Consider the following 20,052-nt stretch of genomic DNA (forward strand, 5'->3'; position numbering starts at 1 on the left):
ATAACCGTCCGCGCCCGGAGCTTCAACGCGGGGCCGGCCCGCTCAGTGGTCGTGCTTGCAGTCCGGCCCGTGCACATGGCCGGGGGCGCCGTGGTCGTGCGCATGGTCATGCCCCGCATGGGAGTGGTCGTGCGCATGGTCATGCCTTGCATGGGAATGGTCGTGCGCATGGTCATGCCCCGTATGGGAATGGCCGTGATCGTGATCGTGATGGGCATAATCGTGATGTTCGTGCGCGTGGTGATCATGCGCATGATGATCATGGCCGCACTGGCTGTGGTCGTGGGCAGCGCGCTCAGGCTTGAAGGCGCGGGTCACCGGGGTGGCGGCGCAGCCCTGGCCGCGCACCAGTTCGGCGGCGCTGCGGGGCACGTAGAGCACGTCGGCCGCGATCTCGGCCGGGACATGGCTTCCGCCGAGCTGCCAAGCGAGGCGCAGGAGCCGGGCCGGGTTCTCGGCGCGCACTTCGAGGAGCGGCTCCCCCGCGGCCCGGATGGCGACGAGACGGCCGTCCTCCAGGCGCAGGGCATCGCCGTCCTCGAAGGCGGCCGCCTTGGCCAGCGCGAGGGTGAGACTCAGGCCACCCTCCGCCGTCAGGCTCTCCGGCGGGGCCTGCCGGGCGGCGTGATCGAGCACGATCGTGTCGACGATCGCATCGGCGCGGACGGCGACCTTGCGGACGATGGCGGTGGCGCGCTGCATGATTTCCTCGCGTCGGAAGGGGTGGCCGGCACCACCCCGATGGGTCCTGAAGGCCGCATCACTAGAGGGTTTTTTCACCAAACGGAAAGGCGGGCCGGAACCTTAGCCGTACGGGGTGCATTTCCGAGGTGGAATGCTTAAGCTCGGGCGGCACGAACATCACGGCCGAAGGCCGGGTCACGACGCACAAGGGAGTCTCGGAACCATGAAGAAGCTCATCGCCGCCACCTTCGCGGGCGCCCTCGCCCTCTCGCTCGGCGCCTGCAACACGCCGCAGGATCGCGCCCTCGGCGGCGCCGGCCTCGGCGCCCTCGCGGGTGCCGCCATCGGCGGAGCCGCCACCGGCCGCGCCGGCGGTGCGCTCGCGGGTGCGGCCATCGGCGGCGCCGGCGGCGCCATCGTTGGCGCCTCCACGGCTCCCCGCTGCCCCTACGGCACCTACCGCGACGCCTACGGCGACGTGTACTGCCGCTGAGACCCCAAAACCCGTACGGCCCTCAGGCCTGCGCCGGACCGCGAGGCTCCCTCTCCCCCGAGAGGGAGCCTTTTTCATGCGTCTGTCTCATGCCTCTGTCCGGGCCGCCATCCAGGCCAGCATGCCCTCGGCCGCCGCGCGGCCGGAGGCGAAGGCACCCTGGAGCAGGTATCCGCCCGTGGGCGCCTCCCAATCCAGCATCTCGCCGGCCACGAAGGTGCCGGGCCGCCGCGCCAGCATGAAGCGTGCGTCGAGTTCGCGACCATTCACACCGCCTGCCGTCGAGATCGCCCGGTCGAGCCCGCGCGGAGCCAGGAGGCGGATCGGCACCGCCTTGATCAGCGCCGCCAGCGCCTCGGTGGTGACGGGCAGCGGATGGGCGGCCTCGCGCAGGAGGCCGATGCCCACCGGCGGCAGGGCCGCATCCTTCCGCAGGCGGTTGGCGAGCGACAGCCCGGGCTTCGGATCGCGCAGGGATTTCGCCAGGGTGGCCGCGGCGAGATCGGGGCGCAGATCCAGGTGCATTACGGCGTCGCCCCGTTCCGTCGCCGCCCTGAGGATGCGCGAGAGGGCATAGATCGCCCCGCCCTCGATCCCGTCGGCGCTGATCACGGCCTCGCCGCGAACCGAAGTGCCGTCGATCGCGAGGGCGATGCGCTTGAGAGGCGTCCCGGCGAAGCGCTCGGCGAAGACCGGCGTCCAGGGCACGGTGAAGCCGACATTGGCGGGCTTCAGCGGCGCCACCGCGACGCCCTCGCCTTCGAGGAGCGGCACCCAGGTCCCGTCCGAGCCGAGGCGGGGCCAACTCGCGCCTCCGAGCGCCAGGAGCACCGGGCGGTGGGCGGTCTCGATCCGGCCCTCCGGCGTCTCGAAGACCGGGCCGCCCGAGGCCGCCCAGCCGGTGAACCGGTGGCGGGTTCGAATGCGGACACCCAGGCCCTCGAGGCGTTGCAGCCAGGCGCGCAGCAGGGGCGAAGCCTTGAAGCGCTCCGGAAAGACGCGGCCGCTCGATCCGACGAAGGTCGGCTGGCCGAGGTCGTCGCACCAGCCGCGCAGGGCGTCCGGCGGGAATGCCGTGATGGCCCCGGCCAGGGTGCCGCCCTCCGGGTGGTAGCGCGCCAGGAAGGCCGGCAGCGCTTCGGAATGGGTCAGGTTGAGCCCGCCGCGCCCGGCGATGAGGAACTTGCGGCCGACGCTCGGCATGCGGTCGTACAGGGTGACGGCATGCCCGGCCTGCGCCAGCACCTCCGCTGCCGCAAGACCGGCCGGGCCGCCGCCGATCACGGCAGGGCCACGGGCCTTCGGATCGCAGGGCTGCGGTTCACACGTGTTCGGGCCGCTCCGTTCAATCTCAGTCATGCGTTCTGGGAAGCCGTCGCGCGGCACGCCTGTCAAGCGTAGCCGGTCTTCTCAAACGCAGCCGGTCTTCGCCCTTGATTCGCCATCGGGCGAGTCCCAACTGCGCCTCATCGGCTGCGGGCCCCTCTGGCGGGATGCTGCATGATGCATTCCGTGATGTCGGAGCCGATGCTTTCTCTCCTCAAGAAGCATCGACGGTCCTGCGTCATGGTTGATTTTCTGTATTACGACTGGCTCGGCAAGCCCGTATGGATGTGGCTTGGGTTCCACGCCCTCGTGGCCGGGCTGCTGGCCTTTGATCTCGGGCTCCTGCACCGCGACAAGAACCACGAAATCGGCGTGAAGGAGAGCCTGCTCCTGACGCTGTTCTACTTCACCCTCGGGATGATCTTCGGCGGGTGGGTCTGGTGGTTTCTCGGTCCGCAGACCGGGCAGGAATACGTGGCCGGCCTCGTGGTCGAGAAGTCGCTGTCGATGGACAACGTCTTCGTGATCGCCGTCATCCTGACCGCGCTCGGCATCCCGCGCGCCGCCCAGCACCGGGTCCTGGTCTGGGGCATCCTGGCGGCCGTGCTGCTGCGCGGGTTGATGATCGGCCTCGGCGCGGCCCTCGTGCACCAGGCTGCCTGGGTGCTGTCGATCTTCGCCGCCTTCCTGATCTTCGCCGGCCTCAAGATGCTGTTCTCGAAGGACGAGGAGCCGGGCGACATCCGCGAGAACCGGGCCGTCCGGTTCCTGCAGCGGGTCCTGCGGATCACGCCCGAGCTGCACGGGCAGCACTTCTTCGTGCGCAAACCCGACCCGAAGACCGGCAAGACAGCCCTCTGGCTGACCCCGCTGGCCCTGGCGCTGATCCTGGTGAACGGCGCCGACGTGATCTTCGCCGTCGACAGCGTGCCGGCGATCTTCGCCATCACCACCGACACCTTCGTGGTCTACACCTCCAACATCTTCGCGATCCTGGGCCTGCGCGCGCTCTACTTCGCGCTTGCCGCGATGGTGGATCGCTTCGCCTATCTCAAGACGGCTTTGGCCTTCATCTTGATCTTCATCGGCGGAAAGATCGTGGTGGCCGATACCTTCGACCTCGTCCACGTGCCGCCGTGGGTCTCGCTCGCGGTGACCATCGTGTTCCTGGTGGCCGGCGTCAGCTACAGCCTCTGGCGCACCCGCGTTACCGTTGCGGAGGATATGCAGGCGCAGGGCGGCGAGGCGGCGCAGCACCGCGCGTGAGCGGCGACCTGTGCCTGGAGTTTCACGCCGGCTCTTCCCTCTCCCCGCAGAGGGGGAGGGTTGCGCATCCGGGTGCGCTACCGCCCCGGTAGGGCCGCGATCAGGTCCCGCAGCGTCGTGATCGTGGAGGCATCCGCCACGCCGTCGACGCGGGCCGGGCGGAAGTGGCGCTGGAACGCCGTCACCACCGCACCCATGCGCGCGTCGAAGGTGGCGCTCACCGGCAGGTCGTAGCCGTAGAGGGCGAACATCGCCTGCAGCGCCTCGATCGGCGGCCCCGCATCCCCCTGCGCGAAGAAGCGTCCGTCGCGGATCGGGGCCGGCGCCACCCAGTGGCCGATGCCGGCGCGGGCCAGGGTCTCCCACGGGAAATGCTCGCCCGGATCTTCCTTGCGCTCGGGCGCGACGTCGGAATGGGCAAGAATCCGGTGCGGGGCGAGGTTCCAGCGCTGGGTGAGATCGCGGCAGAGGGCGATCACCGCCTCGATCTGCGCCGGGGGATAAGCGGGCAGCCCGCCCGCATGGCCTCCGTTGACGATCTCGATGCCGAGCGAGCGCGAATTGATATCCGTGATTCCCCCCCAGGAGCCCTGGCCCGCATGCCAGGCCCGTCGCCCCTCGGGCACCATCTGCACCACGCGGCCGTCCTCCAGCACCACGTAATGGGCCGAGACCTCCGCCACCGGGTTGGCGAGGCGTTGCAGGGCGGCGGCCGCGCTGTCCATGCCGGTGTAGTGCAGGATCAGCAGGTCGATCGGGCCGGCCCGGCGCTCACCGTGGTTCGGCGAAGGGTGGACGCTGGTGGCGATGGGGCTCTCGGGGGTGGGTTTCATGGCAGGCCCCGCTCGGCGGTGATCCGGTCATAGGCGGCATTGATGGCCGCGAGCCGGCGGGTGGCGATGGCCACCGCCTCCGGCGGCAGGCCGCGGGCGATGGCGCGGTCCGGGTGGTTCTCCACCACCAGGGCGCGGTGCGCCGCCTTCAGGGCGGCATCGTCGACGTCGTGATCGAGACCCAGCACCAGGTAGGGGTCGTCGGACAGGCGCACATGCCGGGCGGCGATGCGCCGGAACGCGGCCTCGTCGTAGCCGAAGGTCTCCGCCACCGCGCGCAGGTAGCGCTCCTCCGCCTCGTGGATGGCGCCGTCCGCCTTGGCGATGTGAAACAGGCCGTCGAGCACGTCCTCCAGCAGGGCCGGCTCGTCACGGAAGGTGGTGGCCAGCTGGCGGGCATAGGCCTCGAAGCCGTTCGAAGTCCCCTTGGCGAGATCGAACAGGCGCTGCACGCCGGGCCGGGCCCGCTCGTCCACCTGCACCACCTTGGCGAAGGCCTCGACCTCGGCCGGCGTCACCACGCCGTCGGACTTCGCCATCTTGGCGGCGAGCGCCACCAGGCCCGTGGTGAACACCACGTCGCGGGGCGTGGTGCCGAACAGCGCGCCCTCGCGGTCGACCAGGAAGTGCCCGGCGACCCCGCCGACGAGGCCGCCGAGGGGGCCGCCGATGGCGAGGCCGATTCCGGTGCCGCCGAGCTTGCCCCAGATCCCAAGGCTCATCGGATGGCCTCGCGGGGGCTGGGATGGATGCTGGAACGGGCAAGCGGCATGAGGGGGATCGACAAGGGCAGAATCGATATCGGCGCGAAACGAAGCGCGTCCTTACACCGGACGGCTTCGGTTCGGCGATAGGCGAGAGGCGCCTCAGCGTCGGGCGCAGAGGCCGACGAGACCCTGGCTCTCGCTGGGGCAGGCGGCACTCAAGGTTCCGTCGGCGCCCGCCGTCACGATGGCGCTGCCGCCCTTCAGGCAGAGCGCCGAAGCCAGGATCTCGGTGCCCTCGCAGGTGATCGCGCAGCCCGTCGCCGGGCAGGTGTCCTGGCGCACGACCCGGAACGGGGAAGCGGGTGCGGCGGCCGCGAGGGCGGCCTGACCGGCTTCGCCCTTCGGGCCCGCCGGGCCGCGCTCGCCAGCCGATCCCTTCTGGCCCGGTTCGCCCTTCGCGCCCGGATCACCCTTCGCGCCCGCCTCTCCCTTAAGGCCGGCCTCGCCCTTGGGTCCCGTCTCGCCCTTGGGTCCCGCCTCACCCTTGGGTCCCGCCTCACCCTTGGGACCGGTCTCGCCCTTCGCACCGGTCTCGCCCTTGGCGCCCGGTTCGCCCTTCGGCCCCTGGGGACCGGGCAGGCCGGCGACGCCCTGCGGTCCGGCGGGGCCGGTCTCGCCCTTGTCGCCCGTGTCACCCTTCTGCCCCGTCTCGCCCTTCGGGCCGGGCTGGCCGGCCGGGCCGCAATTGGCGATCACCGCCTCGCGCTCGTCCTCGCCCGCCTTCAGGGTAGCGATGCAGTTGGTGGGCACGTAGGGCAGGCGGAACACGAACCGGCCCCGGCTGTCGGCGATGATCGAGATGTCTTCGTCGAGCACCACCACGGTGCCCGGCTTGCGCACGCTGCCGGAGATGCGCAGGTCCCCGTTCTCGAAACGGGCATCGTAGACCTGGATCGGCTGCGACACGGCCTGGGGCCGGCGCGTTCTGGCCGCCTCGCTCCTGGGCTGGGCCGCCGTCTGCGCGGCAGCGGGCAGGCCGCCCGCGACGGTGATCAGGCCCGACAGGATCACGAGGGCACGAGCGAGACGCATGGAGTTCTCCCGGCTGATCCGCGTCTTCTGCGCGGCAGGTGAGGAGTGCTGCCCTGCCCTCGCCACAGGGTCAAGCGTGGCGGATCGGCCGGCCCGGAGACCGCCATCCACAGGCATCCACAGCCGTCCACAGGCCAAGTCCTTGAGCACGAGCGAAATTCTGAATCCCCCCGGAAACCGATTGAGTGTGTTCCTGTTTTGTTCTTAGCGTAGCGGGATGGAACGGAGCCGATGAGACAGAGCCCTGAAGACCCTCCCGACGCGGAGACCGAGACGTCATCGGCGAATGCGCCAGATTCGGACGCCTCGAGCCCGGATGCTTCGAGCCCGGATGCTTCGGGTCCGGATGCTTCGGGTCCGGATGTTTTGAGTTCGAGTGTACCCCTGGATCTGGCGCCCCTGGATCTGGCCGCCCTGCGCGCCCTCGTGGCCGATCGCGGGGGTACGTCCGTCCTCCGGGGGGCCTTGCCCCTCGGCATCCACGACGTCGATACACGCCTCGCCCAGGGCGGCCTCGCCCTCGGGCAGTTGCACGAGATCGCCCCGGCGCAGGCGGGCGACGAACCGGCGGCGCTGGGCTTCGCCCTCGCGCTGGTGGCGCGCCACCTCGCCCGGGTGCGCGGCGAGGCCCTGCTGGTGGTGGGCCGGGGGCACCCCCTCCCCTACGGGCATGGGCTGGCCGGGCTCGGCCTCGATCCCGGCCGCCTGCTGCTGTTCGACGTGGCGAGCGACGGCGACGCCTACCGGGCGCTCGAGGAATCCCTGCGCGCGCAGGGGTTGGCGGCGGTGGCGGGCCTCATCGATGCCGCCTTGCCTCTCGCCCAGAGCCGCCGGCTCCATCTCGCGGCGGCCCGCACCGACCTGCTGCTCCTCGTGCTGAGACCACCGGAGGCGGACAGCCCCAACGTGGCGGCGACGCGCTGGCGGGTCGCCGCCGGCAAGGCCCTGCGCGACCGCTTCGGCTGCATCGAGCGGCCGTGCTGGCAGGTGACGCTCGACCGGAGCCGCAACGGACGGACCGGACATTGGCTTCTGGAGTGGGATCATGCCGCGCATCGTTTCGGTCTGGCTGGAGCATTGGCCGATCACGCGGCTGAGGCGGGCCCAGGCGGCATCCTCGGCGAACGACGCGCCCAGCGCTCGGGCTGATGGCGGCCCAAATGAAGGTGGCCCTGGCGAAGGCGGGACCGGCGAAGGCGGCCCGATGGTCGTGGCCGCCATGGAGGCCAACGGCTTGCGCCTGGTGGCGGTGGACGCGGCCGCCCGCGCGCTCGGCCTCGCGCCCGGCGAAACCCTGGCCCGGGCACGCGCCCGGATCGGGACGCCGGTCGCCGTCCATCCGGCCGATCCGGAGGCCGATGCCGCCGCGCTGCACCGCCTGTGCCTCTGGGCCAAGCGCTACACGCCCGTCGTCGCCCCCTACGGCCCGGCGGAGGGCGGCGACGGGTTCTTCCTCGACATCGCGGGGGCGAGCCACCTGTTCGGCGGCGAAGCCGCGCTGATGGACGACCTCGCCCGGCGTTTGTCGACGCGCGACATCACGGCCCGCATCGCGCTCGCCGATACGCCGGCCTGCGCCTTCGCCCTGGCGCGCCATGGCGGAGGCGGATTCGTGGCTCCGGGCTGCAACGCGGAGGCCCTGCACGCCCTGCCCGTCTCGGCCCTGCGCCTCGATGCGGCCATGGCGCAGGCGTTGGCCCGCCTCGGCCTGCGCCGAATCGGCGACCTCGCCACGGCGCCCCGGGCACCGCTGGCCCGACGCTTCGGCGAAACCCTGCTGCTGCGCCTCGATCAGGCCCTCGGACACCGGCCCGACCCCCTGGTCACCGCCGAGGACCCCCGGGAATTCCAGGCGGTGCGCGGCTTCCTCGAACCGATCGGGCAGCCGGAGACCATCGTGGCCACCGCCATGGGTCTGATGGAGCGCATTGGGCCCCGGCTGGAGGCGGCCGGCCTCGGTGCCCGGGCCGTGCGCCTGACCCTGACCCGCGTCGATGGAATCCTGCGCACCCTCGATCTCGGCTTGAGCCTGCCGACCCGCTGCCCGAGCCAGATCGGACGCCTGCTCGCCCTGCGCCTCGACCGCCTCGGCCCGGCCCTCGATGCCGGGTTCGGCTTCGAGACCGTCAGTCTCGACGTCACCGCCACGGGCACGATCACGGCACGCCAGGCGACGCTGATGGAGGCCTCCGGCGGGTGTGAAGGCGCCGAGCATCTGGGCGATGCCCTGCGCCAGCGCCTCGGCCGGCGGATGATGCGGCTCGGGTTTCGCCAGACCCATCTGCCCGAGCAGGCCGAGGCCGCGGAGCCGTGGCGCGCCAGCCTCCCCGCGCAGGCGGACCGGCCCGATCCGGGAGCCCGCGCGCGCCTGCCGCCGCGCCCGCTGGTGCTGCTCAGCCGGGGCGAGGCGGCCGAGGACGTCATCGCGCTGGCTCCCGACGGGCCGCCGCACCGCTTCCGCTGGCGCCGCCGGGTCCATCGCATCGCCCATGCGGACGGCCCGGAGCGCATCGCCGACGAGTGGTGGCATGCCCCCGGCCCGACGCGCGATTACTACGTGGTGGAGGACGAGGCCGGCCGCCGCCTCTGGGTCTATCGCGAAGAAGTTCCGGCGATACCGGCGCCGGCGCGCTGGTTCGTGCACGGGCTGTTCGCCTGAGATGACAGATGGCGGAGAAGCCCCGTGATGCAATTACAGACTGCATGACGGGCGCGGGCGATGATTCTCCCGACGATCGGAATCGGGAGCCGCTGGAATGACCCTCACCACCTTGGGGCGAATCGGAACCCGCTGCATCGCTTACGCGATGCTGATGGCCGCCTCCGGTCCGCCCTCCGACGCGGCTCCAGCCGATCGCGACCGGGCAGCCTTCATCAAAGCCCGTCGCTGCGCCGTCATCGAGCGGGTGCGCAGTATCCACCGGCTTGGCCCGCGCTCAACCTCTCGGGATCGGTTCCTCGTCGTCAGCGATGCCCGACTGGACCAGAGCTACGTGCAATGCATGTTCTTCAATGCATGTTCTTCGATGAGGACACGAAGATGTTCTGCGAAGCTTCGTCCGGTGCTTATGGCCCTCAATCAGCGACACTGCGCTTCGAGCTCTCGCACGCTTCGGACGCGGCTCTGCGGCAGTTGGGATTTACCCAAACCGATCAGACGAAAAACCACACCCGGGAGATCACGCTCGGGACACCACCGGACTATGACATCGCAGCCAAGCTCATGCTCGGTGCGCTTTACGATGCCTACGGCGTAGGGATGGAGACCCAGCTCGCGTTCAAGGCACCGATGGCGATCCTTCCTTTTCGTGCCTGCCCCGGACCCGTCAGACGCCCCTGACCGATCCGGGGAGGAAGGGACTACTCCGCCGCGTCGACGTAGAGCTTGCCGCCCTCGGCCTGGAACTCGGCCGACTTCGCCGCCATGCCGGCCTCGCGCTCGGCCTGGCTCATGGCCGTCGCCTCGCCCAGAACCTGGCCGGCCGCCTCCATCGCCAGCACCTCGGCGCGCAGGTCCTGCGTGATCTTCATCGAGCAGAACTTCGGACCGCACATCGAGCAGAAATGCGCGACCTTGTGGGCGTCCTTCGGCAGGGTCTCGTCGTGATAGGCGCGGGCGGTGTCGGGATCGAGGGAGAGGTTGAACTGGTCCTCCCAGCGGAAGTCGAACCGGGCGCGCGAGAGAGCGTCGTCGCGCAGCTGCGCCGCCGGGTGGCCCTTGGCGAGGTCTGCCGCATGGGCCGCGATCTTGTAGGTGATCACGCCTTCCTTGACGTCGTCGCGGTTGGGCAGGCCGAGATGCTCCTTCGGGGTGACGTAGCAGAGCATGGCGCAGCCGAACCAGCCGATCATGGCGGCGCCGATGCCCGACGTGATGTGGTCGTAGCCGGGGGCGATGTCGGTGGTCAGCGGGCCGAGGGTGTAGAACGGCGCCTCGCCGCACTCCACCAGCTGCTTTTCCATGTTCACCTTGATCTTGTGCATCGGCACGTGGCCGGGGCCCTCGATCATGGTCTGGCAGCCCTTGTCCCAGGCGATCTTGGTGAGTTCGCCCAGAGTCTCGAGTTCGGCGAACTGCGCCGCGTCGTTGGCATCCGCGATGGAGCCGGGGCGCAGGCCGTCGCCCAGCGAGAACGAGACGTCGTAGGCCCGCATGATGTCGCAGATCTCGTCGAAGCGCTCGTAGAGGAACGATTCGCGGTGCCCGGCAAGACACCAACGCGCCATGATCGAGCCGCCGCGGCTGACGATGCCGGTGACCCGGCGCGCGGTGAGGGGCACGTGCGCGAGGCGGACGCCCGCATGGATGGTGAAGTAGTCGATGCCCTGCTCGGCCTGCTCGATGAGGGTGTCCTTGAAGACTTCCCAGTCGAGCTTCAGCGGATCGCCGCCGACCTTCTCCAGGGCCTGGTAGATCGGCACCGTGCCGATCGGAACCGGCGAGTTGCGCACGATCCACGAACGGATGTTGTGGATGTTGCGCCCGGTGGAGAGGTCCATCACCGTGTCGGCGCCCCAGCGGGTCGCCCAGACCAGCTTCTCGACCTCCTCGGCCGCAGACGAGGTCACGGCCGAATTGCCGATGTTGGCGTTGATCTTGACCAGGAAGTTGCGGCCGATCGCCATCGGCTCCACCTCGGGGTGGTTGATGTTGGCCGGGATGATGGCGCGGCCGCGAGCCACCTCGTCGCGCACGAATTCGGGCGTGATGAAGGCCGGCAGGGCGGCGCCGAAGCTGTTGCCGTCGCTGAGCGCCGCCTGGGCGCCCTCCAGCATCGTCTCGCGCGCCAGGTTCTCGCGGTGCGCGACGTAGATCATCTCCTCGGTGATGACCCCGGCGCGGGCGAACTCGTACTGCGTCACCATCTGGCCCGGTGCGGCCTTGCGGATCTCGCGGGTGGCCGGACACGGGGCCACGAGCTTGTCCTCGGGCACGAAGCCGTTGTCCTCGGGCTTGACCGCGCGCGGGGTCACGGTGGCGTAGCCACGCCGAGCGATCCAGGGCTCGCGCACCAGCGGCAGGCCGGCGCTGAGGTCGATCCCCGCATCGGTCTCCGTGTAGGGGCCCGACGGGTCGTAGACCCGCACCGGCGCTTCCTTCGGATCGCTCAGGGTGATCTCGCGGAACGGCACCCGGATGTCGTCATGCCCGGCCACCGCCGCATAGACCTTGCGCGAGCCCATGATCGGGCCGGTGGTCACCGCGGGCGCCTGGCCCTGCGGCAGATCTTTCGGGAGAACGGGTGCATTCATCGGGGTCGCTCCTGGCGTGGGAGACGATCCGGACTCGCGAACGGCGGTTTGGATGGGACGACGCCTGAACCCACGCGCCGCTTCTGATAATTCCCGTCCCTCCGCCGGTACGAACCGGATCAGGTTCAAGGGTCAGGGCGACGCGCCCAATCTCAGCCCCCGCACTCGGGGCCCCCCTCGGAATGGTTCCAGATTCAAGGTCGGCGTCGCGTTTGTCAATCGTTGCCCTGACAAACCGACGCGGAATGTCGTCCAAGACGAACTTCGTCGCTCAGTCCCGCGTTTACTGATCAGACGTCCGGTCTCTACGATCGGCATGCCACCATAGGATTTCTCCCATGAAGCGCATTCTTCTGGCCTCGGCCGCCCTGGTCGGTGCCCTCTCGATGATTCCCGTGACCGCCGACGCGCGTCCGGGCGGCGGCGGGTTCCGGGGTGGCGGCGGCGGCTTCCACGGCGGCGGAATCGGTGGCGGCGGATTCGGCGGTCGCGGCGGATTCGCGGGCGGCGGCTTCCGCGGTGGCAACTTCGGTGGCGGCGGCTTCCGCGGCGGCTTGGCCCAGGGTGGCCTCAACCGCGGCGGCTTCAACCGGGGTGGTGTGATCGGTGCGGGGGCTGGTCTCGGCGCCGGAGCGGGTTTCGCCGCCAATAACGGCTTCCGGGGCGGCTTCAATCGCGCGGGCTTCGCCGGACACCGGGGCGGCTTCGATCGGGGCCACTTCGCCGGCCGCGGCTACGGCCACGGGTATCGTCGCGGCTACGGCGGAATCGGCCTCGGGCTCGGCCTGGGTCTTGCCGGCGCAGGCATCGGCTACGGCCTCGGCAGCGCCTATGGCGGCTATTACGGCGACGACTACTACGCGGGCGGCTACGCGCCGGCCTATTACGGCGGTGGCTATGCGCCCTACGGCGGCGCCTACGCCCCGGCCGGCTACGCGGAAACCACGGAAGTCGCGCCTGCCGGCAACGATGTCGCCTACTGCGTCCAGCGCTTCCGCTCCTACGATCGCCGGAGCGGGACCTATCTGGGCAATGACGGCCAGCGCCACGCCTGCCCGTAAGATCCGAGCCAAGCACGAATCCCCCGATACCCGCGAGGGCCCTGCCGAAAGGCGGGGCCTTCGTGCGTCGAGGAACCCGGGATCCGACTCTGGTCTGCCCTCAGCCGCCCTGCAGGCTCTCGGCGAAATCGTCCGGGATCTCGCCGAAGCTGCCCAGGATGGTGGCGCTTTCCAGTTCGCCCGTCTCGTCGTCGGCCACGACCTTGATCGCCGCCGTGCCGGGGAAGCGGCCGGCCATCGCCTCGGCCTTCTTCAGGGCGCCGCTCTCCGTCACGGCCACCTCCCGGTCGCCCGGCGAGAGCCGCTTGCGCTTGATCACGAAGGTCTGGACCAGGAACGTCGTCTTGAGGGCCATCTTGGGTCTCCACCGGCTCCGCGGCGGAGCGAGCCGGGTCCGGGTGCGGAGCGCACCTAGCACGAAAGCCGCGCGATCCTCACGCGCCACGGACGCACCCCCGACCGATCGCCGCCCGCGATCACCAGAGGCGTACGAGCCTGTAGCCGGTGATGACGTCGGCAAGATCGATGCCGAGGCCGGCGGTCAGCCGCAGGCTCGCGCGAAAGAGCGGGCGGGTGAAGGCGCCGGAGACCAGGAAGATGCCGAGCAGCACGAGGCTCGAATGCCGGGCCATCCGATCCGCCCAGGTCCATATGCCGGACGGGCGTGATGGGGCGGTCCCGGCCCGGGCCGTTGCAGGGCCTGAGATCCAGGGGCGGACGATATCGTAACCGTCGAGGCCCGGCACGGGCATCAGGCCGAGGATCAGGGCAGTGCCCTGGAACAGCACCGAGACGGCCAGGGCGGCCCGCAGGGTCTCCGCCGCGGGACTGGCCAGGGCATACAGGACCACGAGCGCGACCAGGAAGGCGAGGCTCATCGCCGGGCCGGCCGCGGCGATCATCGACCGGCGCGCCGGACTCGAAACGCCCTCGGGGGACGCGCCGACCCCGCCCGGAAAGCCGAGCCCGCCCAGGATCGTGAACACGGTCGGCAACAGCATCGTCGCCAGCGGATTCGGCGCGCGCAGCGGATCGAGGCTGAGGCTCCCGGCCGCGGGCAGGCCGCAGAGGCGAGCGGCCTCGGCATGGCCGAATTCGTGCAGGCAGAGCCCCAGCACCCACCCGGCCATCAGGAACACGAAGGCGGCGCCCGAGCCTTCCATCAGGTCGGCTCCGATCCCGAAGCCCAACCCGCTGAAGATCAGTCCGACCAGCAGCACGTTCGTGCTCAGGCCGATCCGCCCCTTTCCCCGCACGCACCCTGCCATGCCCATCAATCCGCGCGGCACTCGACCCTGACCGCCGATGCGGATCGCGGGCGGGCCGCACCGCGATGAGCGCGCAAGACCATGCGGGAGGTGGTGGACGGATCGGGGGCTTTCACGCGACGCAACATCGCTGGTGACACGCCAAAGTCCAGTCCCTACCTGCCTGGAAGCTTCGGATTTTCCCGGCCCCGCCGCCGGAACACTGCCGATCATCGGCACCAGGACCTTGTCCGCACCAGGACCTTGTTCGCACCAACACCTCGTCGGCACCAACACCTCGTCGAGCCCAATCCCCCGGCGGGTCTGATCAGGAGAACACCGTGGGACGACGCGCCCGGCTCTGGCGAGAGGACGACCCGACCACGCACGGCTCCCAGGCGAAGCCGGCGGTCATCTGCCCGCTTTGCGAGCGCGCGATCCCGCCGCACGCCAAGTCGAGCCTGCACCATCTCACCCCGAAGCTGAAGGGCGGCGCGCGAGCCGGCACGGTGCGGCTGCACCAGATCTGCCACTCGGCGATCCATGCCCGCTTCAGCGAGGCCGAGATCGCCCGCCGCCTCGCCGACGTCGACGCCTTGCGGGCCGCCCCCGAGATGGCGGAGTTCCTGGCCTGGGTCCGCACCAAGCCCGACGATTTCCACGCCGCGACGCGGATGACCCGCGGGCGCCGGAGCGCCAAGCGCGACCCGCACTGACCGGGACAATCGCCACCGGCTCCTTAACCCCACATTCGGCATGATCCCGGCGCGTTCGGCCGCGTATCCGCCTCCTTAAGGGTCTGCGCCGAAACTGCCCCCCCGGTGGGCAGGGGCGGGATCATGACGGTGGTCGGAGCGGAGCGGCATGCGGGGGTGTCCGCGAAGGAGAGCCACCGGCTCGCCTGGGTGGATGTCGCCAAGGGCCTCTGCATCATCCTCGTGGTGATGATGCATTCGACCCTCGGCACCGGCATCGCGATGGAGGGCGAGGGTTTCCTCCACATTGTGGTGGCCTTCGCGCGCCCGTTCCGAATCCCGGATTTCTTCCTGCTGTCGGGCCTGTTTCTCGGTCGGGTCATCGACCGTGACTGGCGCCTCTTCCTCGACCGGCGCCTCGTGCACTTCGTCTATTTCTACCTCCTCTGGGTGCTGATCCAGTCGGCGGTGAAGTACGGCCAGATCGTCGACGGGGCCGGCCCGGGCGCCTTCGTCGCCCATCTCGCCCAGGCCCTGATCGAGCCCTATTCCACCCTGTGGTTCATCTACCTGCTGGCAGTGTTCTCGGTGCTGACCAAGGCTCTTCGGCGGGTGCCCCTGCCGTGGCTCCTCGGCGGCGCGGCCCTGCTGCAGGTGCTGCCGATCCACACCGGGGCGGAGCTCGTCGATGAATTCTGCGACCGCTACGTCTGGTTCCTGGTGGGCTACCTCTTCGCCGAGCGCATCTTCACCTTCGCCGGTCTGGTGCAGCGCCACGCCCGCACCGCCCTGATCGGGCTGGCCCTGTGGGCCGTGGTCAACGCCGCCCTGGTCTTCGTCCCGACCGGGTTCCGGGCGGTTCCGGTCCTGGCGGCCCTGCCGGGCCTCGCCCTGATCCTCAGCGGCGCGGGCGCCCTCGCGGTCGTCGCCATCGGCGCCCTGCTGTCCCGCACGGGCGGACCGGTGACGGCGGCCCTGCGGGCCTGCGGCCAGCGTTCGATCGTGATCTACCTGGCGTTCTTCCTGCCGATGGCGTTGACCCGAACGCTGATCGTGAAATCCGGGGCGATCACCGACATCGGGCTCGCGAGCCTCGTCGTCACCGTGGTGGCGATCCTGGTCCCGCTGGCCTTCGAGCGGCTCGTGCGCCACACGCGCCTGTCGTTCCTGTTCGTGCGGCCCCGGGCGTTCCACATCGTCGGCGAACGGACGCGGCCGGAGGTGGCATCGCTCCGGGCAGTCTGATCCGTCGCGTCGGTAAGGCGCCTGCCACGCCCCTGGGCAAGCCCCCGGCAAGGCCCTGGCAAGCCCCCGGGCAAGCCGGTCGCGGAACGATCCGGACTCCGCCTCGTTCCCGTCACTGCAGCCGCGGCGGAGAACGAAGGCCGCACCGACCAGGGATAGACGACCGGAGGCCCGGATGGCGACGCGACGTCCTGCACCGCCGACGCCCGGCAAGCCGCCGAGACAGGCGTTCGCCGTCCTGTCGCGGCGACGGGCGCTGGCCGCCCTTTCTGTCGCGGGCCTGATCTCCGGGCTCGCACTCCCGGCACCTGCGGCGGCGCAGTACATGGCCCTGACGGCCCCCGCCCCGACGCCATCGCAACCCCCGGTACCGCAACCTGCGAGACCAGTCCCGCCGGTGGCCCGCGCGGCCGAGCACGCCTTCAACAGAAGTTTGCCGAACCAGCGCACCGGCCCAAGCCGCCAGCGCGTGGTGCGCGACATCTGCATCGGCTGCGACCGCTGACAGGCCAAGCCGGCAGGCTACAGGCCAGGCTGTCAGGACGGGTCCGACATCCCACGCGCGCTCCGGGTGATGGCCTCGACCATCCCCTGCGACAGGCGCACGAACTGCCCGGTGCCGTGTCCGCGGGTGTCGAGCAGTTCGGCGAAGACCGGCTGGGCCGGCTCATAGGCGAGGGCTGCGCGCGGGCGCGCCTTGCGGCGCTTCTCCCGCAGGCGGTCGGCAAGGGCGGCAGGTACGAACGGATCGCGCAAGCCCGGCAAACTCCTGATGCGACGGCCCGCGGGATCGGCTCGGGCGAGACGAGCGGGGCTTAGAACCGGGGCGGTTGCCGAGAGCTTAAGAGACCGGCATCGACGCGTCCCCGCGGAACCACCTTCGCGCGGCCGAAGTTTGGTCTGCCAAATAAGGAGAAAACTGAATGTCTGACAGCGTGTTGGCCTCCGTGACGGTTCCGTCCCTCCGGGCCGCCCGTGCAGCGCGGGACCGCCTGTCCCGGGCCGGATTCGCTCGCAACAGCGTCGAGATCGACCGCATCGACGACGAGGCCTTCGCCGTCTCGATCGCGATCCGCCCGGAGAACCAGGCTCGCGCCGAGCGCATCCTGAACGGCTCGCCCCTCGGCAACGACCTGCGCGACGCGGGCCAGGCGGCCATGGGCCGGCTCCAGGATAATCGCGGGCTGGCCCTCGGCTTGGCGGCCCTGGCGGGATTCGCCCTGTACGGCCTGATGCGGCGGGACTGACGCCCGGGCAACACCCGCCCGCCACCATTCCCTCGAAACACCTTGGCTCCGCCGGCGCATCGCCCGCGGGGCAAACCGGAGTCGGACGTGGCGAGCCGTTACGGACTGGAGATCCGGGCGGCGACCGGCGCCGATGCGGTTGGCCTGTCAGAACTCCTGCGCGCCGCCGGTCAACGCCTCGACCCCGATCGCCTGTCGCAACGGATCGAAGCCTTCCGGCATGGAACCGGGTCGGCCCTCCTGGCCCTGGAATGGGGTCCCCCCAGCGGTCTCATCGTCTGGCACGCCTACCGATCACTCGACGCGGACCTGCCGACGGCCCTGATCACCACCCTGCTGGTCGGACCGGACGAGCGCCGGCGCGGCATCGGCCGCCTTCTGCTCAAGGCGGCCTCCCAGGCCGCCCGCGCCTCCGGATGCGGCACCATCCAGTTGCTGATCGGCCCGGAGCAACCAGAACTGATGGCCTTCAGTGCGGCCACCGGCTTCTCCGACATCGGATCGCTCTGGGTCAGGCCGCTGCGCAAGAAAACCTGACGAGAAAGCCTGACGACGAAGCCTGCCGATTCCGAAATTTCCCTGATTTCTCAAAGCGTTGAAAATTCCTCCGGTTAACACCCCTTAAACCCGCCGCAATTACCGTGCGCAAGCAGGGTCGCTCGGATCACGAACGAACCTTGGGGCAGACGGGACGAATGGCGAAGGGACGCGCAGGCGGAGGCAGGGGGGAGCCGAATTTCGACGTGCCCGAGGGGCGCGCCGGAGATCCGGCCGATCTCGACCTGCGCCTCTCGCGGGCCGATCGCCCGGGAGGCGGCGTGGCGCGAGGCGAGTCAGGTTCACGGGGCGGACGGGTTGCGTCTGCCGGCAAGCCCGCGCCCTCCCGCGGGCGCAGTCCCCGCAAGGGGCCGCGCCGGGCGCGTCGCTCGATCCTCGGACGGCTCACCTACGTCACGGTGGTCGTGGGACTCTGGGGCGTGATCGGCATCGCCGGCCTCGTGGCCTATCACGCCTCGCAACTGCCCCCGATCGATCAGCTCGCGGTGCCCAAGCGCCCACCCAACATCGCCATCCTGGCCAGCGACGGCTCGCTGCTGGCCAATCGCGGCGAGACCGGCGGCCGGGTCGTGAGCATCAAGGAATTGCCGCCCTACCTGCCGCGCGCCTTCGTGGCGATCGAGGACCGGCGCTTCTACAGCCATTTCGGGGTCGATCCCGTCGGCATCGCCCGCGCGGTCGCCCAGAACATCACCCGGCGCGGGGTGTCGCAGGGTGGCTCGACCCTGACGCAGCAGCTCGCCAAGAACCTGTTCCTCACCCCGGAACGCTCGGCCTCGCGCAAGATCCAGGAGGCGATCCTGGCCCTGTGGCTGGAGCACAAGTACAGCAAGGACGAGATCCTCGAACTCTACCTGAACCGGGTCTATTTCGGCGCCGGCGCTTACGGCGTCGAGGCGGCGGCCCAGCGCTATTTCGGCAAGCCGGCCAAGGCCGTGACGCTGGCGGAGGCGGCCATGCTCGGCGGCCTCGTGCAGGCACCGTCGCGCCTCGCGCCGAACCGCAACCTCCCCGCCGCGCAGACCCGCGCCGCCCAGGTGCTCGCCGCCATGGAGGAGCTGGGCTTCGCCAAGCCCGCCGACGTCAAGCTGGCGCTCGCGACCCCGGCCCGACCGGCCGGCATCCGCGGCGGCGGCTCGGCCAATTACGTCGCCGACCTCGTGATGGACGTGCTCGACGACTTCGTGCCGAAGTTCGAGAGCGACATCGTGATTTCCACCACCGTCGAGACCGGCCTGCAGGCGGCCGGCGAGAAGGCGCTGGTGGACGAATTGAACCAGAAGGGGGGCCGCTACAACGTCGGCCAGGGCGCCCTCGTGTCGATGAAGCCGGACGGAGCCATCCGCGCCCTGGTGGGCGGGCGCGATTACGCCCAGAGCCAGTTCAACCGTGCCACCACGGCCAAGCGCCAGCCGGGTTCCTCGTTCAAGCCCTTCGTCTACCTGGCGGCGGTGGAGCGCGGCCTGACCCCCGACACGGTGCGGGAGGATGCGCCGATCAGCATCAAGGGCTGGAGCCCGGAGAATTACTCGCGCGACTATCGCGGGGCCGTGACCCTGCGCGACGCGCTGGCGCTCTCCCTCAACACGGTGGCGGTCCGCCTCGGCCAGGAGGTCGGCCCCAAGGCTGTGGTGCAGACCGCGCAGCGGCTCGGCATCTCCTCTCCGCTCCAGGCCAACGGCTCGATCGCGCTGGGCACCTCGGAGGTGACGCCGCTCGAGATGGTCGGCGCCTACGCGGCCTTCGCCAACGGGGGCACCGGCGTGATCCCCTACATCATCGCCAGCGTGAAGAGCGCCGACGGCAAGGTGCTCTACAAGCGCAAGGACGGCGGCCTCGGCCGGGTCATGGACGCCAACGCCGACGCGATGATGAACGCGATGATGCACGAGACCTTCGTCTCCGGCACCGCTCGGAAGGCCGAGATCCCGGGTTGGGATCTCGCGGGCAAGACCGGCACCAGCCAGGATTTTCGCGATGCCTGGTTCATCGGCTACTCGGCCACCCTGGTGACCGGCGTCTGGCTCGGCAACGACGATGGCGAGCCGACCAAGAAGGTCTCGGGCGGCAACCTGCCGGGCGAGATCTGGAAAGCCTACATGACGGTGGCGCTCAAGGGCCAGACCCCCGTGATGCTCCCCGGCGCCAGGAACTGGCGCAATCGGGCTCCCTCCGAGCCGGCCGTGACCAACAGCACGCCCGGCGGCCTGATCGGCGCCCTCCTGGGCGAGCCGCAGGCGGCCGCCCCTTCGCGCCCGACCGCACGCCACGCCGATGCCGGCCGCGGCCCGAGCCGCGACGACCGCAACTTCCTGGAGAAGCTGTTCGGCGTCGGCGAGTAGCGC

21 protein-coding genes and 1 riboswitch are annotated in these 20,052 nt (G+C 70.4%); of the genes, 12 read left to right on the forward strand and 9 right to left on the reverse strand.

From position 1 onward, the window contains the following. Positions 1-42: 42 nt before the first annotated feature. The gene (locus ACV7NL_RS00960; protein ID WP_463354668.1) at positions 43-702 is read right to left on the reverse strand and encodes an urease accessory protein UreE; all 660 of its coding nucleotides are present in this window, start codon (positions 700-702) and stop codon (positions 43-45) included. Positions 703-907: 205 nt separating this feature from the next. Here ACV7NL_RS00960 and ACV7NL_RS00965 point away from each other — a divergent pair, with 205 nt between their 5' ends. Beyond that, complete coding sequence (locus ACV7NL_RS00965; RefSeq protein WP_056182251.1) at positions 908-1,177, forward strand: hypothetical protein; 270 nt, start codon at positions 908-910, stop codon at positions 1,175-1,177. Between the two features lie 87 nt (positions 1,178-1,264). Here the strand turns inward: ACV7NL_RS00965 and ACV7NL_RS00970 are convergent, their stop codons facing one another. Further along, positions 1,265-2,536 (reverse strand): TIGR03862 family flavoprotein, encoded by a 1,272-nt coding sequence (locus tag ACV7NL_RS00970; RefSeq protein ID WP_463354669.1) that lies wholly within the window; start codon positions 2,534-2,536, stop codon positions 1,265-1,267. 207 nt (positions 2,537-2,743) lie between these two features. On the opposite strand from ACV7NL_RS00970, the gene ACV7NL_RS00975 reads away from it, so the two are divergent. After that, positions 2,744-3,769: a TerC family protein gene (locus ACV7NL_RS00975; RefSeq protein WP_463354670.1), complete on the forward strand. Its 1,026-nt coding sequence runs from the start codon at positions 2,744-2,746 to the stop codon at positions 3,767-3,769. A gap of 77 nt (positions 3,770-3,846) precedes the next feature. Here ACV7NL_RS00975 and ACV7NL_RS00980 read toward each other — a convergent pair whose 3' ends face one another. The 3 genes from ACV7NL_RS00980 to ACV7NL_RS00990 all read right to left on the reverse strand — a co-directional run bounded on the left by ACV7NL_RS00980 (position 3,847) and on the right by ACV7NL_RS00990 (position 6,401). After that, a complete protein-coding gene (locus ACV7NL_RS00980) occupies positions 3,847-4,602 on the reverse strand; it encodes an N-acetylmuramoyl-L-alanine amidase (protein WP_056182245.1) in 756 nt (251 codons plus the stop codon). Further along, positions 4,599-5,324 carry a TerB family tellurite resistance protein gene (locus ACV7NL_RS00985; protein ID WP_056182243.1) on the reverse strand — a complete coding sequence of 242 codons (726 nt, stop codon included), beginning with the start codon at positions 5,322-5,324 and terminating at the stop codon, positions 4,599-4,601. Before ACV7NL_RS00985 ends, ACV7NL_RS00980 begins: the two co-directional genes overlap by 4 nt. A 144-nt stretch (positions 5,325-5,468) precedes the next feature. Next, positions 5,469-6,401, reverse strand: coding sequence for a collagen-like domain-containing protein (locus ACV7NL_RS00990; protein ID WP_056484696.1), 933 nt, complete (start codon positions 6,399-6,401; stop codon positions 5,469-5,471). 366 nt (positions 6,402-6,767) lie between these two features. Here ACV7NL_RS00990 and ACV7NL_RS00995 point away from each other — a divergent pair, with 366 nt between their 5' ends. From ACV7NL_RS00995 to ACV7NL_RS01005, 3 genes are all read left to right on the forward strand, one after another. Continuing rightward, positions 6,768-7,550, forward strand: coding sequence for an ImuA family protein (locus ACV7NL_RS00995; RefSeq protein ID WP_244476950.1), 783 nt, complete (start codon positions 6,768-6,770; stop codon positions 7,548-7,550). A 55-nt stretch (positions 7,551-7,605) separates the two neighbouring features. Further along, complete coding sequence (locus ACV7NL_RS01000; RefSeq protein ID WP_463354671.1) at positions 7,606-9,060, forward strand: Y-family DNA polymerase; 1,455 nt, start codon at positions 7,606-7,608, stop codon at positions 9,058-9,060. Between the two features lie 357 nt (positions 9,061-9,417). Continuing rightward, the gene (locus ACV7NL_RS01005) at positions 9,418-9,741 is read left to right on the forward strand and encodes a TY-Chap domain-containing protein (protein ID WP_056182234.1); all 324 of its coding nucleotides are present in this window, start codon (positions 9,418-9,420) and stop codon (positions 9,739-9,741) included. Positions 9,742-9,761: 20 nt separating this feature from the next. Here the strand turns inward: ACV7NL_RS01005 and thiC are convergent, their stop codons facing one another. After that, positions 9,762-11,654, reverse strand: a complete 1,893-nt coding sequence (thiC, locus tag ACV7NL_RS01010) for a phosphomethylpyrimidine synthase ThiC (protein WP_463354672.1) — start codon at positions 11,652-11,654, stop codon at positions 9,762-9,764. A 79-nt stretch (positions 11,655-11,733) separates the two neighbouring features. Beyond that, positions 11,734-11,842: riboswitch (TPP riboswitch) on the reverse strand. A gap of 150 nt (positions 11,843-11,992) precedes the next feature. On the opposite strand from thiC, the gene ACV7NL_RS01015 reads away from it, so the two are divergent. Beyond that, complete coding sequence (locus tag ACV7NL_RS01015; RefSeq protein WP_463354673.1) at positions 11,993-12,715, forward strand: BA14K family protein; 723 nt, start codon at positions 11,993-11,995, stop codon at positions 12,713-12,715. Positions 12,716-12,815: 100 nt separating this feature from the next. Here the strand turns inward: ACV7NL_RS01015 and ACV7NL_RS01020 are convergent, their stop codons facing one another. After that, on the reverse strand, positions 12,816-13,070 hold the full coding sequence (locus tag ACV7NL_RS01020) for a hypothetical protein (RefSeq protein WP_056485910.1): 255 nt from the start codon (positions 13,068-13,070) through the stop codon (positions 12,816-12,818). A 121-nt stretch (positions 13,071-13,191) separates the two neighbouring features. Then, positions 13,192-13,983, reverse strand: coding sequence for a zinc metalloprotease (locus tag ACV7NL_RS01025; protein ID WP_463354674.1), 792 nt, complete (start codon positions 13,981-13,983; stop codon positions 13,192-13,194). Positions 13,984-14,303: 320 nt separating this feature from the next. Between ACV7NL_RS01025 and ACV7NL_RS01030 the strand changes: the two genes are divergently transcribed. The 3 genes from ACV7NL_RS01030 to ACV7NL_RS01040 all read left to right on the forward strand — a co-directional run bounded on the left by ACV7NL_RS01030 (position 14,304) and on the right by ACV7NL_RS01040 (position 16,407). Next, complete coding sequence (locus ACV7NL_RS01030) at positions 14,304-14,678, forward strand: hypothetical protein (protein WP_056182222.1); 375 nt, start codon at positions 14,304-14,306, stop codon at positions 14,676-14,678. Between the two features lie 123 nt (positions 14,679-14,801). Beyond that, the gene (locus ACV7NL_RS01035; protein ID WP_463354675.1) at positions 14,802-15,902 is read left to right on the forward strand and encodes an acyltransferase family protein; all 1,101 of its coding nucleotides are present in this window, start codon (positions 14,802-14,804) and stop codon (positions 15,900-15,902) included. A 175-nt stretch (positions 15,903-16,077) separates the two neighbouring features. After that, on the forward strand, positions 16,078-16,407 hold the full coding sequence (locus tag ACV7NL_RS01040; protein ID WP_463354676.1) for a hypothetical protein: 330 nt from the start codon (positions 16,078-16,080) through the stop codon (positions 16,405-16,407). Between the two features lie 32 nt (positions 16,408-16,439). On the opposite strand, the gene ACV7NL_RS01045 is transcribed toward ACV7NL_RS01040, so the two are convergent. Then, on the reverse strand, positions 16,440-16,658 hold the full coding sequence (locus tag ACV7NL_RS01045; protein ID WP_463354677.1) for a hypothetical protein: 219 nt from the start codon (positions 16,656-16,658) through the stop codon (positions 16,440-16,442). A gap of 167 nt (positions 16,659-16,825) precedes the next feature. Between ACV7NL_RS01045 and ACV7NL_RS01050 the strand changes: the two genes are divergently transcribed. From ACV7NL_RS01050 to ACV7NL_RS01060, 3 genes are all read left to right on the forward strand, one after another. Then, positions 16,826-17,149: a hypothetical protein gene (locus ACV7NL_RS01050; protein ID WP_056484710.1), complete on the forward strand. Its 324-nt coding sequence runs from the start codon at positions 16,826-16,828 to the stop codon at positions 17,147-17,149. Positions 17,150-17,236: 87 nt separating this feature from the next. Continuing rightward, complete coding sequence (locus ACV7NL_RS01055) at positions 17,237-17,686, forward strand: N-acetyltransferase family protein (protein ID WP_463354678.1); 450 nt, start codon at positions 17,237-17,239, stop codon at positions 17,684-17,686. 158 nt (positions 17,687-17,844) lie between these two features. Beyond that, positions 17,845-20,049, forward strand: a complete 2,205-nt coding sequence (locus ACV7NL_RS01060; RefSeq protein WP_463354679.1) for a transglycosylase domain-containing protein — start codon at positions 17,845-17,847, stop codon at positions 20,047-20,049. Positions 20,050-20,052: the final 3 nt, after the last annotated feature.

The sequence above is a fragment of the Methylobacterium sp. Ger2507 genome (assembly GCF_055231875.1).